At 36.5% G+C, this 16,875-nt stretch carries 17 protein-coding genes; 10 read left to right on the forward strand and 7 right to left on the reverse strand.

Annotation, left to right across the window (positions count from 1 at the left end):
- Positions 1-3: 3 nt before the first annotated feature.
- The 4 genes from ACJG85_RS09895 to menD form a co-directional block, all read right to left on the reverse strand.
- Complete coding sequence (locus tag ACJG85_RS09895) at positions 4-1,392, reverse strand: bifunctional UDP-3-O-[3-hydroxymyristoyl] N-acetylglucosamine deacetylase/3-hydroxyacyl-ACP dehydratase (RefSeq protein ID WP_409680068.1); 1,389 nt, start codon at positions 1,390-1,392, stop codon at positions 4-6.
- 52 nt (positions 1,393-1,444) lie between these two features.
- Positions 1,445-2,470 (reverse strand): UDP-3-O-(3-hydroxymyristoyl)glucosamine N-acyltransferase, encoded by a 1,026-nt coding sequence (gene lpxD, locus ACJG85_RS09900; protein ID WP_409680065.1) that lies wholly within the window; start codon positions 2,468-2,470, stop codon positions 1,445-1,447.
- Positions 2,471-2,593: 123 nt separating this feature from the next.
- Positions 2,594-3,829, reverse strand: a complete 1,236-nt coding sequence (locus ACJG85_RS09905; protein ID WP_412476317.1) for an HD domain-containing protein — start codon at positions 3,827-3,829, stop codon at positions 2,594-2,596.
- Between the two features lie 30 nt (positions 3,830-3,859).
- Positions 3,860-5,521, reverse strand: a complete 1,662-nt coding sequence (gene menD / locus ACJG85_RS09910; RefSeq protein ID WP_412476318.1) for a 2-succinyl-5-enolpyruvyl-6-hydroxy-3-cyclohexene-1-carboxylic-acid synthase — start codon at positions 5,519-5,521, stop codon at positions 3,860-3,862.
- 92 nt (positions 5,522-5,613) lie between these two features.
- Here menD and ACJG85_RS09915 point away from each other — a divergent pair, with 92 nt between their 5' ends.
- Positions 5,614-6,111 carry a GNAT family N-acetyltransferase gene (locus ACJG85_RS09915; protein WP_412476319.1) on the forward strand — a complete coding sequence of 166 codons (498 nt, stop codon included), beginning with the start codon at positions 5,614-5,616 and terminating at the stop codon, positions 6,109-6,111.
- Between the two features lie 53 nt (positions 6,112-6,164).
- Here ACJG85_RS09915 and ACJG85_RS09920 read toward each other — a convergent pair whose 3' ends face one another.
- Both ACJG85_RS09920 and ACJG85_RS09925 read right to left on the reverse strand, forming a co-directional pair.
- The gene (locus ACJG85_RS09920; protein WP_409680054.1) at positions 6,165-6,542 is read right to left on the reverse strand and encodes a hypothetical protein; all 378 of its coding nucleotides are present in this window, start codon (positions 6,540-6,542) and stop codon (positions 6,165-6,167) included.
- 189 nt (positions 6,543-6,731) lie between these two features.
- The gene (locus ACJG85_RS09925; protein WP_412476320.1) at positions 6,732-7,337 is read right to left on the reverse strand and encodes a glutathione peroxidase; all 606 of its coding nucleotides are present in this window, start codon (positions 7,335-7,337) and stop codon (positions 6,732-6,734) included.
- 295 nt (positions 7,338-7,632) lie between these two features.
- Between ACJG85_RS09925 and ACJG85_RS09930 the strand changes: the two genes are divergently transcribed.
- Entirely contained in the window at positions 7,633-8,163 is a 531-nt protein-coding gene (locus ACJG85_RS09930) for an RNA polymerase sigma factor (RefSeq protein ID WP_412463952.1), read from the forward strand.
- Positions 8,163-8,945 (forward strand): anti-sigma factor, encoded by a 783-nt coding sequence (locus ACJG85_RS09935; RefSeq protein WP_412476321.1) that lies wholly within the window; start codon positions 8,163-8,165, stop codon positions 8,943-8,945. The genes ACJG85_RS09930 and ACJG85_RS09935 overlap by 1 nt, the downstream gene beginning before the upstream one ends.
- A 75-nt stretch (positions 8,946-9,020) precedes the next feature.
- On the opposite strand, the gene ccsA is transcribed toward ACJG85_RS09935, so the two are convergent.
- On the reverse strand, positions 9,021-12,152 hold the full coding sequence (gene ccsA, locus ACJG85_RS09940; protein WP_412476322.1) for a cytochrome c biogenesis protein: 3,132 nt from the start codon (positions 12,150-12,152) through the stop codon (positions 9,021-9,023).
- A gap of 156 nt (positions 12,153-12,308) precedes the next feature.
- Between ccsA and ACJG85_RS09945 the strand changes: the two genes are divergently transcribed.
- From ACJG85_RS09945 to ACJG85_RS09975, 7 genes are all read left to right on the forward strand, one after another.
- A complete protein-coding gene (locus ACJG85_RS09945; RefSeq protein ID WP_412476323.1) occupies positions 12,309-13,070 on the forward strand; it encodes a Rossmann-like and DUF2520 domain-containing protein in 762 nt (253 codons plus the stop codon).
- The gene (locus ACJG85_RS09950; RefSeq protein ID WP_412463956.1) at positions 13,054-13,581 is read left to right on the forward strand and encodes a KdsC family phosphatase; all 528 of its coding nucleotides are present in this window, start codon (positions 13,054-13,056) and stop codon (positions 13,579-13,581) included. The genes ACJG85_RS09945 and ACJG85_RS09950 overlap by 17 nt, the downstream gene beginning before the upstream one ends.
- Positions 13,582-13,613: 32 nt before the next feature.
- Positions 13,614-14,549 (forward strand): geranylgeranylglycerol-phosphate geranylgeranyltransferase, encoded by a 936-nt coding sequence (locus tag ACJG85_RS09955; RefSeq protein WP_412463957.1) that lies wholly within the window; start codon positions 13,614-13,616, stop codon positions 14,547-14,549.
- On the forward strand, positions 14,542-15,120 hold the full coding sequence (locus ACJG85_RS09960) for a Maf-like protein (RefSeq protein ID WP_409680030.1): 579 nt from the start codon (positions 14,542-14,544) through the stop codon (positions 15,118-15,120). Before ACJG85_RS09955 ends, ACJG85_RS09960 begins: the two co-directional genes overlap by 8 nt.
- Positions 15,121-15,130: 10 nt before the next feature.
- Positions 15,131-15,661, forward strand: coding sequence for a mechanosensitive ion channel domain-containing protein (locus tag ACJG85_RS09965; RefSeq protein WP_409680027.1), 531 nt, complete (start codon positions 15,131-15,133; stop codon positions 15,659-15,661).
- 128 nt (positions 15,662-15,789) lie between these two features.
- Positions 15,790-16,203 (forward strand): hypothetical protein, encoded by a 414-nt coding sequence (locus ACJG85_RS09970; RefSeq protein ID WP_409680024.1) that lies wholly within the window; start codon positions 15,790-15,792, stop codon positions 16,201-16,203.
- A gap of 199 nt (positions 16,204-16,402) precedes the next feature.
- The gene (locus ACJG85_RS09975; protein WP_412476324.1) at positions 16,403-16,792 is read left to right on the forward strand and encodes a hypothetical protein; all 390 of its coding nucleotides are present in this window, start codon (positions 16,403-16,405) and stop codon (positions 16,790-16,792) included.
- The last annotated feature ends 83 nt before the right edge of the window (positions 16,793-16,875 follow it).

Consider the following 16,875-nt stretch of genomic DNA (forward strand, 5'->3'; position numbering starts at 1 on the left):
TATTTAATTTTTTTTGGCAATTTGCGCCATTAATTCAGCTTCAGCTACTAATTTCCCGTTGGCATAGGCATTGGCTTGCATGTGACAAATACCTCTTCTGATAGGCGAAATTAAATCACATTTAAACACCAAGGTATCGCCCGGCAAAACTTTATGCTTGAATTTTACATTGTCAATTTTCATAAAATACGTCAGGTAGTTCTCCGGATCAGGAACCGAACTTAAAATTAAAATTCCTCCCGTTTGCGCCATAGCTTCAACAATTAAAACTCCCGGCATTACCGGTGCGCCCGGAAAGTGACCTACGAAAAAGTCCTCGTTCATGGTTACGTTTTTCAAACCTACCACGTGATTGTCTGACATTTCCAAAATTTTGTCTACCAATAAGAATGGCGGACGGTGTGGCAACATGGCCATAATTTTATTCACGTCCATCAAAGGTTCCTTGTGTAAATCGTACACCGGAATTTGATTGCGTTGTTCTATCTTGATAATCTTGGATAATTTTTTGGCAAACTGAGTGTTTACATAATGTCCCGGTTTGTTAGCAATTACTTTTCCTTTAATACGGGTACCGATTAAAGCCAAATCACCTATCACATCCAACAACTTGTGACGCGCTGCTTCGTTAGGGTAATGCAACGTTAAGTTGTCTAAAATTCCATTAGGTTTCACGGAAATCTTTTCTTTGCCAAAAGCCACTTTCAAGTTGTTCATGGTTTTTTCGGAGATTTCTTTATCTACATAAACAATAGCATTGTTTAAGTCGCCTCCCTTAATTAAACCATTATCCAACAAGGTTTCTAATTCATGTAAGAAACTAAAAGTACGCGCATCGGATATTTCCGTTTTGAAATCGGCTATGTTCTTTAGTGTGGCGTTTTGAGTTCCTAAAACTTTAGTGCCAAAATCCACCATAGTAGTCACTTGGTAATCATCGGCAGGCATCACGAGTATTTCACTTCCTGTAGTTTCATCCATAAAAGAAATCACTTCTTTAACTACATAGTAATTTCTCTCAGCATCTTGTTCAACAATACCGGCTTTTTCAATGGCTTCAACAAAATATTTTGATGAACCATCCATGATAGGCGGTTCAGATTCGTTTAATTCGATGATTACATTATCAATATCACAACCTACAAATGCTGCTAAGACGTGCTCAGAGGTTTGGATTTTAACTCCTAACTTCTCAAGGTTGGTTCCTCTTTGGGTATTTACCACGTAATTGGCATCGGCTTCAATAATTGGGCAACCTTCTAAATCAACCCTAACAAAAGTGTAACCGTTATTTACGGGCGCGGGTTTGAAGGTCATTTTTACTTCTTTTCCGGTGTGTAAACCTACGCCGGTTAAAGAAATTTCGTTTTGGATGGTTTTTTGTTTAACCATTGGTATGCTTTTTTTAGTTTAGTTTATAACGAATTCGCGACCGAAACTTCGATTACGAATTAGGCTTGTTTTTCTTTAATTCTTCTATTTCTGCTACAATTTTCGGCAAGTTTCTGAAATGTACATACGACTTGTTCCAATCGCTGTAATTGAAAGACGGAGAACCTTGTAGGGTTTCGCCATCCGGAATATTTCTACCTATCCCCGATTGCGCCTGAACTCTTACATTATTACCGATGGTCAAATGTCCGGCTATACCAACCTGACCTCCAATCATACAGTTTTTACCGATTTTAGTAGAACCTGCTACACCGGTTTGAGCGGCAATTACAGTGTTCTCACCAATTTCCACATTGTGTGCAATCTGAATTTGGTTGTCGAGTTTCACTCCTTTTCTGATGATAGTAGAACCTAAAGTTGCTCTGTCTATTGTGGTGCAAGAACCAACTTCAACATTGTCTTCCAGAATTACATTACCAATTTGGGGCACTTTGTTGTAGGTGCCGTCTTCTTGTGGTGCGAATCCAAAACCGTCTGAACCGATAATGGTTCCCGAGTGGATAACGCAATTATTCCCAATTACTGATTCTGAATAAATACGCACACCGGCAAAGAAAATACAGTCGTCACCTATAGTTACGTTATCACCTATAAATGAATTCGGGTAAATCTTCACATTTTTACCAATCACTACATTTTTACCAATGTAACAGAAACTTCCAAGATAGAGGTTTTCACCGTAAGTAACATTTTCAGAAATCACCGAAGGTTGCTCGATGCCTGATTTCATTAACTTAACTTGGTTGTAGTATTCTAATAATTTGGAAAACGATTGGTAAGCATCTTCTACTTTAATCAGCGTGGTTTTTAAATCACTTTCCGGTTCAAAAGTCGAGTTGACTATGGTGATAGTGGCGTTAGTTGAATAGATATAATTGACATATTTAGGATTGGCTAAAAAAGTCAAAGAACCTTCTGTTCCCTCTTCAATTTTAGACAACTTGAATACCTCGGCGTTGGGATTTCCCACTACTTCGCCTTCCAAAATTCCTGCTATTTGAGCTGCTGTAAACTTCATCTAGTATTGGTTATTATAAATGAACTCAAGATGAAAGTCACTATCGCCATTTTTTGGTAATTGCATCAAAAGAGTAATAGCTGGTTTCATTGCGACAAAAGTATAAAAAAAACAATTTTAATGTTAAATTTCCGCAAGTTGTTTTGGATAGCAAATAAAATATTTGGTCACCGGTTTCGATAAGGCTTTCAAATTCAACTGATCGGATGCTTCCACTACATCTTCAATGGTTCGGTCTTTTTTAAGGATTCGAATTGGTTCCGCATCCTTACTGTAGGCCTGGTTTTTAATTTTTCCTTTGAAGATAAAGTACTTGGTATCTTGCAAACTCAATTGATTCGTTTGGGCAAATTGGGCAGACATTTCCTGTAATACCTCCGATGGGAATTTTTCACTATTAAGCTTCACCTTTGATAAGTCACGATTAATAATCATTTTACTCAAACTACTCAAAATAAAATCTTCATGATATTGCCAATCTTTTAATGCGCTAATAATATCAAAATCATCCAATTGTGCAAAAGTATCTAAATCTTTAGTCGAAAAATTTTCAAGAGTAACTTTGTGTACCATAAAGTATTTTAGCGGACGACTGCATTCGACAACCGTTCCTTTCTGAAGCAATTCTTTGGCTCTTTGCAGTGTCTTGGTCAATGTCAATTCGGCCACCAAACTCGTCTTATGCAAATAAGCTTGCCAATACATTAATCGGCGCGCCATTAAGAATTTTTCGATTGAATAAATGCCTTTTTCTTCCATCACCAAAACATCATCCACTACATTCATCATTTGAATTAATCGATCGGAATTGATATTTCCTTCTGCTACGCCCGAATAAAAGCTATCTCTTTTCAAATAATCCATCCGGTCCATATCGAGTTGACTGGAAATCAACTGTAACATAAACTTGCGATGGTATTCGCCTTTAAAAACTTGTATGGCTAAGCCCAATTGTCCGTTAAATTCTTGATTTAACCGATTCATAAATAACAGTGAAATCGATTCGTGATTCACTTCTTCCACTATGCTGTGTTCCATGGCATGGGAAAACGGACCGTGACCAATATCATGTAAAAGAATCGCAATATAAAGCGCGTTTTCTTCCTCTTTAGAGATAGTAACACCTTTAAAACGCAATACTTCAACGGCTTTTTGCATCATGTGCATGGCACCAAGGGCGTGATGAAAACGGGTATGATGCGCACCGGGATAGACCAAGTAGGACAATCCCATTTGGGAAATGCGTCGCAATCGCTGGAAATACGGATGTTGTACTAAATCGTAAATCAACGAATTCGGTATGGTGATAAATCCGTAAATCGGGTCGTTAAAAATTTTTAATTTATTGGTATGGCTCACAGTACTGTCGGTTTTAGTAAAGATATGAAATTACACCAAAGCTTTAAAATAGTCCAACAACAGTTTATTATTGTCGCGTGTTGGTGTGAAAACTTCCAATATCACAGGTTGGTCGTTATGGTCAAATAATTGTTTCAAACCTTTTTTCAAAGTTTCTCCATCAGCGGCAGTGATATAATCAAATTGATACATTTTGGCCAAATGTTCAGCAGTCAAACAATGTGAAGTTTCGAAATAAGTATGGAAGGTTTCGTTTTCCTGATGACCCGGCAAGATTCTGAAAATACCGCCACCGCCGTTATTGATTAGAATAATTTTGAAATGCTTCGGTATATAATTGTTCCAAAGCGCATTGCTGTCGTACAAAAAACCAATATCGCCGGTAATTAAAGTAGTTTGCAATTTACTGGCAACTGCGGCGCCAATGGCGGTAGAAGTGCTACCGTCGATACCACTGGTCCCGCGATTACAAAAAACTTGAATGGAATCATCAATATCAAACAATTGCGCATAACGTATGGCCGAACTGTTGCTGATTTGCAATTGTGTATTGCGCGGTAAAGTTGACAGTATGCTTTCAAAAGCTTTTAAATCGGAGAAAGGCACTTTGGATAAATATTCATCGTGCTTCATTTTTCTTTGCTCACGAATTTGCAGAAATACAGTTTTATATTGGCTGTCAACTTGTTTTACGTGGGGTAAAAACTGTTTGAAAAACTGATTGGGAGAAACCATAAAATGTTTGGTCAAAATCCCAAAAGTGTCATACGCTCTCAATTCATCTATGTGCCAATGATGTCTGGGTTTGTATTTTCTTAAGAACGCTTTGATACGTTTTGAAACTATCATTCCGCCAAACGTAATTAAAATTCTTGGCTGTAATTCTGCAAAATCTTTATCTGTAAAAGGCGTTATCAATGTATCTATATTGTTGATAAAACTGTGGTGGTGCAAATTGGAAGTCGTTTCCGTAAGCACCAAAACTGAAGGATGCGAGGCTAATTCATCTATCCATTGCTGGTCGATAGCATTCGGCTTACATTCACCAACCAAAACCAGTATTTTTTGACTATAATTCCACAGCGTAGAAAAAGCAATAATGTCTTCCACCCTAACAGCTGATTCTGATTTAAAAAGTCCTGTTACGTTAACATCAACGGATAATTTGTTAGTAGTTTGATACAAAGGTTCTTCGAAAGGTACATTAATGTGAACCGGACCTTTGTGCACAATGGCCACGTTGATGGCTTCATTAATAAATACATCATTTTCTTCAGAAGCTTCCTCCAGCAAATTGGCATTGTATAGAGAATGATTCAGGAAAACATTTTCTTGTCGAATCGTTTGACCATCGCCTATATCTATTTTGTCATGTGGTCTGTCGGCTGAAATAACAATAAACGGAATCTGGCTGTAAAATGCTTCGGCCAAAGCCGGATAATAATTGAGCAAAGCCGAACCCGAAGTACAAACTACCGCTACCGGTTTTTGCTTTTGCTGGGCAATTCCTAAGGCAAAAAAGCCTGCACAACGCTCGTCAACAATACTGTAACAATTAAAATCAGGATGGTTGCTAAAACCAATCGTAAGCGGTGCATTTCTTGAACCGGGAGAAATGATGATATCGTGAACTCCTTTGGCATTACAAATTTCAATGATGCTTTGGGCCAAAGGTATTTTAGGGTAAAGCATTGTCGTTTTTTAAGTAATACAAATGTACAAACTTGCATAAGTTTTTCAACACATTAGCTTAGTTTTATTACTTTTGGAAATACTTTAATGCCATGGAAATCAAAATCAGACCATACCAAATTGAAGATTGTCAAGCCATAGTTGACATTATCAATTACAACATCCTTCATTCTACTGCTTTATACGATTATCATCCCCGAACAGTATCTCAACAGCAAGCTGTTTTTCAGGAAAAAATTGACAAAGGATTTCCGGTTATAGTTGCTGAAGCAGACAATAAAGTAGTTGGTTTTGGCTATTACAGTGAGTTTCGTTTCCGTGAAGCTTATCGGTTTACCGTAGAACATTCTGTTTATGTGAGTAATGATTACCATGGAAAAGGCATTGGCAAAATCATTATGCAAAATTTAATCGATTTAGCCAAGACTAATAAATTGCACACTATGATAGCCGTAATCGATTCTGAAAATCAAAGCAGTGTTGCCTTTCACGAACAATTTGGTTTTAAAACTGTAGCTGTTTTGAAGGAAACCGGATTCAAATTCAACCGTTGGCTTCATTCACAAATCATGCAACTCATGTTGGAATAAAAAATAAAGACCGATGTTACCATCAGTCTTTATCAAATATTCAGGGGTATTTGTCAGGCTAATTCTATGCCATTCTCCTCTAAAATAGAGAGCAGATAACTGCTTTGGCTCGGATCATATTTTTCTACACCACTTTGATACCATTTTTGGATTACATCAATCTGAAAGGAATTATAACCGTCAGAATCGATATCCATGCCCAACATGCCGGCCAATAGAAAGTCTTCCAGCACTTTATTGGTTACAATCAGTTGTGGTATACCATAAGCTATTTTTCCGTTCATTCGTTCATAATCAGCTCTGCCTTGCTCAAAACCAAAGTTGTATGCTTCACTTTTGTCTTCCACCAACTTTAGGTGTGGATTTGAACCGTTAGAGTAACCTTCAATATAATCTTCTCGGTATAGTGGATTGAAGATGTTATTTTTCATAAATTATCATTGTGGTATTTGATATTCATTTCAAAACTAAGAAGTATTGTTAAGCTAACGTTTTAAAATCGTTAAACGGAAAAAAAAATCTTTAAACCACGTGGCACGTGAAGTTTGTCGATGTTTTTAAAGTAAAAACCCGATGAATTTCTTCACCGGGTTACTGTATTTTTAAACTGAATGTTATTCCTATTTCCCATTAATCCACGACACTATACTGTCGTCTGTAGGCAATACTCTCGGAGAAAGCATTTTTACCAAACGGCCATTTTCATCCAATAGGTATTTCTGAAAATTCCACTCTACTTCACTGTCTTGTAAACCGTTTTTGCTTTTTTGTGTCAGAAATTGGTATAGCGGATGCATGTCATTACCTTTAACCGATATTTTAGCCATCATAGGAAAAGTAACGCCGTAATTCATTTTGCAAAACTGAGCTATCTCCTGATTGGTTCCCGGTTCTTGAGCCCCAAAATTATTAGCAGGAAACCCAACAATCACAAAATTTTTGTCCTTATACTTGCTGTAAATGGCTTCCAAATCTTTGTATTGCGGTGTCAAACCACATTCCGAAGCAGTATTTACAATTAAGATTTTCTTTCCTTTTAAGCTCGAAAAATCGAACTCGTTTCCATATAAATCGGTCACTTTGAATTGGTGAATGGATTCACCCGAGTTTATTGTAGACATAGTAGTATTAGTGTTAGTATTAACTGCAACGGATTTCGTTTGAGCATTGTTTTGACAGCTCCAAAGCAGCATAGCACTGCAAGCCAAAAGTAAATAGTTTTTCATACCGTTAATTTTTTATAAAATTACTCATTATTAAGTAGCTTCTTGTTATACAATTCCTAAAGTTTTATTAATTAAAAAGCCCAACAATAATTATCATTGGGCTTTCAACAAACATAACAAAAAAATTATGCTGCTATCAAAACAAAAAACCTAAACCAAATGTCTAATTTGATTTCCCTGTTGTTATATACGCAACCATAATTGATTTGGATTTAAGAAGATGACTATTTATCCGATAAATTATTGGCAGAAATGGAAATACTTTCGTTAAATTTACGATTATAAAAAATTAGGTATGACACAAGAAGAATTATTGCCCTTGCTTTTGAGGAAGGAAGAAAGGGCTTTCACGGCGTTGTATGACATGTACTCGAAGAGTTTGTTCAGCGTAATTACTAATTTGATAAAAGACCAAGAAGAAGCCGAAGATGTGCTCCAAGAGGTATTTGTCAAGATTTGGAAGAATATCGAAACCTACAATCAAAGCAAAGGACGATTGTATACTTGGATGTTGAATATTACCCGAAACACAGCCATAGACAAATTGCGTTCTAAAGGATTTAACAACAGTCAAAAAAACCTCTCGGCTGATAATTTCGTACATCTGTTGGATGACAATAGCAAACTAACCTACCGAATTGATACTATCGGGATTTTAGAGTTCGTAAAAAAACTCAAACCGAAATGTATTCAAATTATCGACTTACTCTTTTTTAAAGGTTATACACAGCAAGAAGCCTCTGAAGAATTGGAAATCCCATTGGGTACTGTAAAAACCCAAAACAGAATGTGTATGAACGACCTTAGAAATTTTTTGAAAGTATAATGGAAACAAAAGAATATTTAGAATCAGGCATTTTAGAACTGTATGTTTATGGTTTGCTGACTGAAGAAGAAAACGATAAGGTGAATGCGATGGCTAATAAGCATCCGGAAGTTAAAGCCGAGATAGAGTCTATCGAAAAAGCCATCATCAATTTGTCGAGCAGTTTTGCTCCTTTTATATCGCACAGTCAGTTTGAGAAGATAAAATCACAGTTGGAATTAAAACACGGTAAAGTAGTTGACTTGAAATCGAGAAGCAACACGGCAACTTACATTGGTTGGGCAGCCGCAGTAGCCTTGTTAATTGGCATCGGATTTCAATACAACAAACTGAGCAACACCCAAAACCAAATCCAATTGATTGAAAGTCAAAAATCAAAATTGGAACAAACAGTAGTCGAATTAGAATCGAAGAACAAAGAAACTTCAACAGTTTTAAATGTAATCAGAGATACTAAAACAAGTATAATTCCTTTGGCCGGTCAAGCTATAGACCCTACAGCTTCGGCTAAAGTATATTGGAACAAAGAGCTACAAGCGGTTTACGTAGATGCCGCCGGTTTGCCGGAACCGCCTGAAGGTATGGTGTACCAAGTTTGGGCTTTAAAACTCAATCCGTTAACGCCTACAAGCATTGGTTTGTTAGAGAATTATACAGCAGACAATTCCCTGTTTAAAGTGGCCAACAATTCAGGTGCCGAAGCCTTCGGTATCACTTTAGAACCGGCAGGCGGAAGCAAGTCACCAACGCTGGAAAAATTATATACTTTAGGAAAAGTGTAACTTAGCTTTTAAAAAAGCCCAAAAAAAATTACCGCAAATTCGCCAATTGTTTAATTCGTGAATTTGCGGTATTTTTTATTTGCTCAAATACTTCTTGTGCTTGAAATAAGACAACACTGCTAATACTGAAATTATGGCAACCGAATAATACACAAACGAAGGTGTTACTACTTTATCACCGCTGGCATAAGAGTGTAACCCTGTCAAATAAAAATTAACACCGAAATACGTCATTAATATCGAGTAGAAAGCAAACACAGCCATTACATTGTAAACCCATTTCCCACGCAAAGCCGGTACAAAACGAGCGTGAATTACAAAAGCATAAATCATGATACTGATTAAAGCCCAAGTTTCTTTCGGATCCCAGCCCCAATATCTTCCCCAACTTTCATTGGCCCACTGACCGCCTAAAAAGTTTCCAATAGTTAACATTACTAAACCGATAGTTAGCGCCATTTCGTTGATGTAGGTGATTTCCTTGATATTGAGATCCATTTTCGCTTTGTTTTTATCGTTCAAAAACAACATCAACAAGAGGGAAACTATTCCTAAAACCATCGCTAAAGTAAACGGACCGTAACTCGCCACAATAACTGCCACGTGTATCATTAACCAATACGAATTTAAAACCGGTTGTAAGTTGGCAATGGCCGGATCCATCCAATTCCAATGCGCAATCATCAAAATCATGGAGGCTACGAATGTTCCGGAGGCAACGGTTAATTTTGATTTGACATCAAAAGCCAATGTGAAAAACATCGTGGCCCAAGCTACATAAATCATACTCTCATAAGCATCACTCCAAGGCGCGTGACCGGAAATGTACCAGCGTGCTATAAGTCCTAAAGTGTGTAAAGCAAATAATAATCCTATGAAAATATGGAAAAGATTAATAGCAAAGCGCAGTACTTTTTTGTCGAAGAATATGTTGATGATTACCAAGGTTAACATCAAGCATCCGGCCAACATGTATAACCAAAACAAGTTTTTAAATACATCGTATTTGTTATACAGAATCTCATAATCAATTTTATCGTCTGAAGGTCTTACAGCTTTACCGTAAACTTTTTGATAATCCTCTATTCCAACCAAATAAGTGTTGGCACGAGTGTAATCTTTACTGTCTGAAGCCTTCATCAACGCATCTAAATACACAGGCAAAGCACTTTTGATAGTGTCTAATGAAGTTCCGGTGGCGTGATTAATTTCTAAAAACGAAACCCATTTGTTGTTTGGGTCATTCGGCACCGGGAAGATTCTGAGGATTTTACCGCTTAAAGCCGAATTTAACAAATTCACTTTTTTATCCGTTTCAATAAAATCTTTCTCAAACTGATTGGGCGTTGCCGCTTTGTATGCATCGTCTAAATAAGGCGACAATTTATAATTGCCTCTTTCATCAAAGAACGAACGGAATGTAGCATATTTGGCATTCGGTTCGATTCCGATAATCTTGCGAATACTGTCGTTGCCTTTTTTGATGTAAATCAACGGTGTTTCAAACCAAACCGTCGGAAACTGTGTCATCGATAAAAATGCTTGGTCGGAATTCAATCCTTTGTAAGTATCGCTTTTGCTGACCTTACGCAACAGTTCGGATGAAAACGTATTGATAGGCTTCATACGTCCGCCATCGTCTTGAATAATCAATCGGCCGAATTGCGCCGCATGCTTTTCAGAAACTTTGTATTTATTGATGATAGAATCGATTTGCTTTTCGGTGGGTAATGCTTGTTGGTGTGAACCGTGTTGGGCCCAACCGTTTAAAGAAAATAACAAAAAGAAAAGAGCAGCCACTTGGGATTTTTTCTTTTTCACATTAGCCAGCTTTTTCTTTAAGTCGGCAAAACGAGTATTTTTAGTAAATAAAATTGCCATCATACAGAAATACAGCAAATAGTAACCTATATAAGTAATATTGGTACCCCAGAAATCGTGGTTAACCGAAAGTACTGTTCCTTTTTCGTCCGGATCGAAAGATGCTTGAAAAAAGCGGTATCCTTTGTGGTCTAGAATGTGGTTCATGTAAATGCGGTGGTCATTCTTTTCATTGCTATCGATTAAGGTAACCTGACTTTCAAATGAAGAAAAACTTTTTTCCGTCCCCGGATATTTTTGAGCGATAAAATCGTTGAGTTTTAAACTGAATGGCAACTCGTATACTTTAGAACCATAAGTAAAAGTAAACTCTAAATTGCCTAATTTAAAAGCCTTAGGTTCACCTTGTTTGCCTTTAGAACCCACTAAAGTGATGGTCTCTTCTTTGCCTCCGGTTTTCACTTTTAGCACTAAGGCATCCTCGCCTTTCTTGGCTTTAAAATCACCACTGGATTGGTAGGACTTGGTTCCTTTTTTAGGCAATTCCGGAATTACAAATTGACTGCCGCCAAGATTGTACAACGAGCGGTACATTAAAGGTTGTGCCACATCTTTAGCCACTTTACCTTGTAACTTGTCGGCCATTCTCATGAACTGACCTTCAAACGGAGCCGTGATGGTGTTGTTTTTAGTATCAATATTGATGGCTCCCGGTGTTGGCTTGTCTAAGGCGAATAAAACATTGTGGATGTTTTGTACTTCGCCGGCTTTGAGCATGTGTTCGTGACGTGTGCCGTCGCCCGATTCTACTAATTTCAGATAAGTATCGCCTTTCGGATCATCTTTAATAACTTCTTTGGCATCTAATATAAAATTTTGGTATTCAATCTCGAATGGAATATCAGCAAACTTTTCATTGATAGAAAAATAATTATTTGTAACCGGAGATAGCAGTAGTGGTTCTTCAAAAATGCGACGCATCATTTTGCCTTTGTAATCACCATCTACAAAAACAGTCAAGTAGCACTTCTCAGAATACACCTGATTGGAAGTAGCACCTTCTCTAATCGGCATCATGCCTTCATAACTGATGTATCTGGTGATAAAAGCACCGGCTATGATGAAAATGAAAGACAAATGCAGCAACAACGTAGCCCATTTTTCTTTTTTGTACAATTGGTATCGTTTGATGTTGCCGATAAAATTGATCATAAAAAACAGCATAATGGCCTCAAACCACCAAGCATTGTAAATCATGATTCTGGCTGTATCAGTGTTGTAATAGCTTTCTATGAATGTTCCGGCAGCCATAGCCGCGGCAAAAGCAATAAACAAAAAAGCCATTAAACGTGTGGAAGATAAAAAAGCGTATAATTTTTTTTCCATGAGTTGGAATTGAATTTTTAAAAAAGTGCTACAAAAATAGCGTAAATAAATAGATATTTGATGGAGAAATTTGGGGTTTTAATACATTTTTAAGACTTGTGTATTTCTTTGTTTTAAAATGGGAATTGTAAACGTAATTTTCAATAATTTTGCCACATGATACAAGTTTCTGTTATTGGTTCGGGAAATATAGCACATCATTTACTCAAAGCTTTCGGTAAAACTTCGGAAGTTAAAGTTGTTCAAGTATTTGCCCGAAGTATAAAATCGATAGAAACTGTTTTACCCAATACCGAAATAATTGATAACTGGTCCCAACTCAAAAGCGTTGATGTTATTATTATTGCTGTCTCAGATGATGCCATTGAGATGGTTTCCCAACAAATTCCTTTGGAAAATCATTTGGTTGTTCATACTTCCGGAAGTGTTGGTGTTTCGGCTTTAGATTCCAAAAATCGAAGTGGTGTGTTTTATCCGTTACAAACGTTTTCTAAATCAAAAGCTTTGGATTATCGTTTGGTGCCTATGTGTATAGAAGCGACCAATCCGGCAGATTATAAAACCTTGGAAACTGTGGCAAAATCAATTTCTGATTATTGTTACAACGTCAATTCCGAACAAAGAAAAGCGTTGCATACGGCCGCAGTCTTTGTTTGTAATTTTACCAATCATTTGTACCAAATTGGTCATGAAATTTGCGAAGCAAACCAATTGCCATTTGACATTTTAAAACCACTCATTCAGGAAACGGCTCAAAAAATTATTACACTGACTCCGGCTGAGGCACAAACCGGCCCGGCCAAGAGAAATGACATCCAAACCATTAACAAGCATCTGGCGTTTTTAACAGATGAAAACCAAAAAGAAATCTATAAATTGCTGACCAAATCTATAATCGATCATGGAAAAAAGTTATAAAGAAATCATGAATCACATCACCACCTTCATTTTTGATGTTGACGGTGTTTTAACCGATGGTTCGGTTCATGTGACACCTAATGGAGAAATGTTGAGAATTATGAATATTCGTGATGGCTTTGCGATGAAAGCTGCCATTGAAAGCTGCTACAATGTTTGTATTATTTCCGGCGGCAATAACGAAGGTGTTCGCATCCGACTCAAGAATTTAGGGATAAACGATATTCATTTGGCTTCACCGGATAAAGTAGCGACATTCAAAGAATATGTTGAGTTGCATAATATCAAGCCTGAAGAAGTTTTATACATGGGCGATGACATTCCGGATTTCCACGTCATGCAACTCGTAGGATTGCCAACTTGTCCGCAAGATGCCAGTCCGGAAATCAAAGCGATATCCAAATACATTTCACACAAAAATGGTGGAAAAGGTGCTGTTCGGGAAGTGATTGAACAAGTAATGAAAGCCCAAAACAAATGGCACATGTATTACAACGGAAAACACGACTAAATGCCCAAACCAGATTGACTTAAATGCTCTTTATGAAATTTTTAAAACTCTTCAGATACCAAAATTTATTACTCATTGCTTTACTACAACTCATTTTAAGATATGGGTTTTTAAAGCTCCAAAATGTAACGCTGACACTAAACGATTGGCAATACGGATTATTGGTTTTAGCAACGCTATTCATTGCAGCGGCCGGTTACATAATAAACGACATTATGGATCAGGAAACCGATCTCATTAATCGTCCGGGTAAAGTGATTGTAGGGCAAAGCATTTCGGAAGATTTCGCTTATAACCTCTATTTCGGTTTCAATATTGCCGGAATGTTGATAGGATATTATTTGGCCGATTTAGTAAACAAGACCTCGTTTTTCGGAGTTTTCATTATTAGTTCTGCCCTGCTTTATTTGTATGCTACCAGTTTAAAACAAATAGCTGTGATAGGTAATGTAGTTGTAGCTTTGGTTTTATCTCTGTCGGTTATAGTGGTTGGTATGTTTGATGTTTTACCGATGATGGGCTATGCTGATGTTGAACTTTGGGCCAAAATGAAACTTATATTGTCTATCCTTTTGGACTACTCTATTTTTGCCTTTGTGATTAATTTAATCCGAGAAATTGTTAAGGATGCTGAAGATATCGAAGGAGATAATGCTGAAGGTTTGAGAACTTTGGCGGTAATAATTGGAGTTAAAAAAACAGCCAAAGTTATTTTTGCAATGGCGTTATTGGCTACAGTTTTGTTGCTGTGGTATATCAATAATAACCTGATGGAAAACCATCTTTATCCTGCGGTTATTTATTGCTTAGTAGCAGTGGTTGGACCAATGGTTTTCTTCTTGATAAAAATTTGGAATGCCGAAAATAAAGAAGATTTCAGTTTATTGAGTAAAATCTTGAAATACGTTATCTTCTTCGGAATATTGTCTATTTTGGTCATTACCTACAACATTAAATTAAATGGGTAATCAATTTTGTAGTCATAAAATCATTTTAGCTTCTGGATCACCCAGAAGGCAACAGTTTTTGAAAGACTTGCATTTCGATTTTGAAATCAGGTTAAAAGAAGTAGCAGAAATTTACCCTGATCATCTGCAAGGTGTCGAAATTACCAATTATTTAGCCCTGCTAAAAGCCAATGCTTTTGAAGGTTTGCTCCAAAATAATGAAGTTTTAATAACCAGTGATACTATTGTATGGTTTGAAAACAAAGCTTTGGGCAAACCAAAAGATTATGAAGACGCCTTTGCAATGTTGAAAGCCATGTCCGGTAAAACACACGAAGTGATTACTTCAGTTTGTTTTAAAACCAATCTAAAAACAGACACGGTTTTTGAGGTAACTAAAGTTACTTTCAAAGCACTTTCGGAGGAAATGATTAAGTTTTATTTGGACCATTACAAACCATTTGATAAAGCCGGTGCCTATGGTATTCAGGAATGGATCGGATTAGTAGGCATAGCCAAAATAGAAGGTTCTTATACCAATGTAGTAGGCATGCCCACAGATGTAGTTTTTGAATATTTAACTAACTTGTAATCTTTGAATTATGCGTTTTTTTGAATTGTATACTAAAGAATTATTTGCTACCGGATTGGTTATCATAACAGTTATCTTACTGCGTATCATAGTAACTAAAGCTGTAAGAAAGTATTCAAAATCTCATACCGGGATTGAAAAAAGAACCAATTTAGTGATCAAATACATTCATTTGTTGATTAACATCTTGGCAGGGATATCCCTAATCGTGATTTGGGGTGTTCAAAAAAATGACATCATGATTACACTTTCCTCTATTGCTACTGTGGTCGGTGTTGCCATGTTTGCCCAATGGTCGATATTGAGTAATATTACCTCAGGAGTAATCTTGTTTTTTTCGTTTCCGTTTAAAATTGGAGATGTCATTAAAGTGCACGACAAAGATTTTCCTTTTGAAGGAGAAATTATCGACATCAATGCTTTTCACACTGACTTAATTACCAAAGACGGAGAACGTTTGGTTTATCCCAACAATCTATTGCTTCAAAAAGGAATTTCTATTGTAAAACCAAAGTTTGAGGACCAAGAATTCACTGATTAGTTACGTAAAATACTAAGATTACTAACTGTTAATTTTTTGGTAAACTTTATTTTTTGCATATCGCTTGGCATTGTTTTTACGTTAGTTACTCAGCTAATAGTAATTTAATCCAAGACATTATGAAAACAATGAAATTAGTACTGCTTACCACTTTATTAGTGTTGGCAGTGAAAACCCAAGCACAAGTATCAGTAAATATTAATGTTGGCACTCCGCCGGCTTGGGCTCCAAATGCGCCGGTAGAAGTTCATTATTATTATCTTCCGGATATTGAAGTTTATTATGATGTACCGGCAAGAAGATACATCTATCTCAGAAATGGTCGTTGGTTTCGTTCTGCCGCACTACCCCCGCATTACAGAGGATATGATTTGTATAGGGGTCGCACCATTTATTTAACGGATTATCGCGGGAACCGCCCTTACTCCTATTTCAAAACCCATAAAGTAAAGTACAAAGGTAACGGCAAATGGAAAAACCATCATCGCGATGAAAAATTCAAAGGACATCGTGGCAAAGGCCATAAAAAAGACAGAGATTAATAAAAAGGCGAAGTAAGGAACTTCGCCTTTTTTAAAACAAAACCGCTCAAAACTACCGTTTAATATAAAAAAAATCTTATTCAACAGTAGTTTTAACGCATTTCACCGATATAATTTTCTTTTAAAAGATAATTTTTGCTTAAATTTGTTGCATTAATATGTGATAACTGTTTTTTGTTAACCCCAAATTTACAAAATCATGAAAACACTTAAATTGCTAATTTTTGTGGTCTGCTTGTTTCTGACAAGTCTGTCTTTTGCTCAAACCCCAGTTACTGCAAAAGAAAAATTACCAATCGACAAGAAAACCAATTGTTACATACGATATTATTACTATCCTAATCTTCAAGCGTATTTTGACAACTTGGAAATGGTTTACTATTACAAAGATAATGGTGAATGGAGAACAGCTCCTGAATTACCGCAAAACTATGGTGGTTATTCTCTTTACAATAAAGCTCGTGTAATTATTGATGATTATGATGGTGATAGACCTTATGATTATTTATCAATACACAAGAAGAAATTCCCTTACAACTCAAAGGGCAGATTTCCTAACAATACCACAGCTTCTACCGAAAAATTTTAAGTTTATTCATTTGTTAAAAACGAATTAAATAAAACATACTATTTTATTTAATGTTTATATTTGAAGCTATTGCTACAATTAAA

This window comes from Flavobacterium mekongense, assembly GCF_047038255.1.
Taxonomy (GTDB): domain Bacteria; phylum Bacteroidota; class Bacteroidia; order Flavobacteriales; family Flavobacteriaceae; genus Flavobacterium; species Flavobacterium mekongense.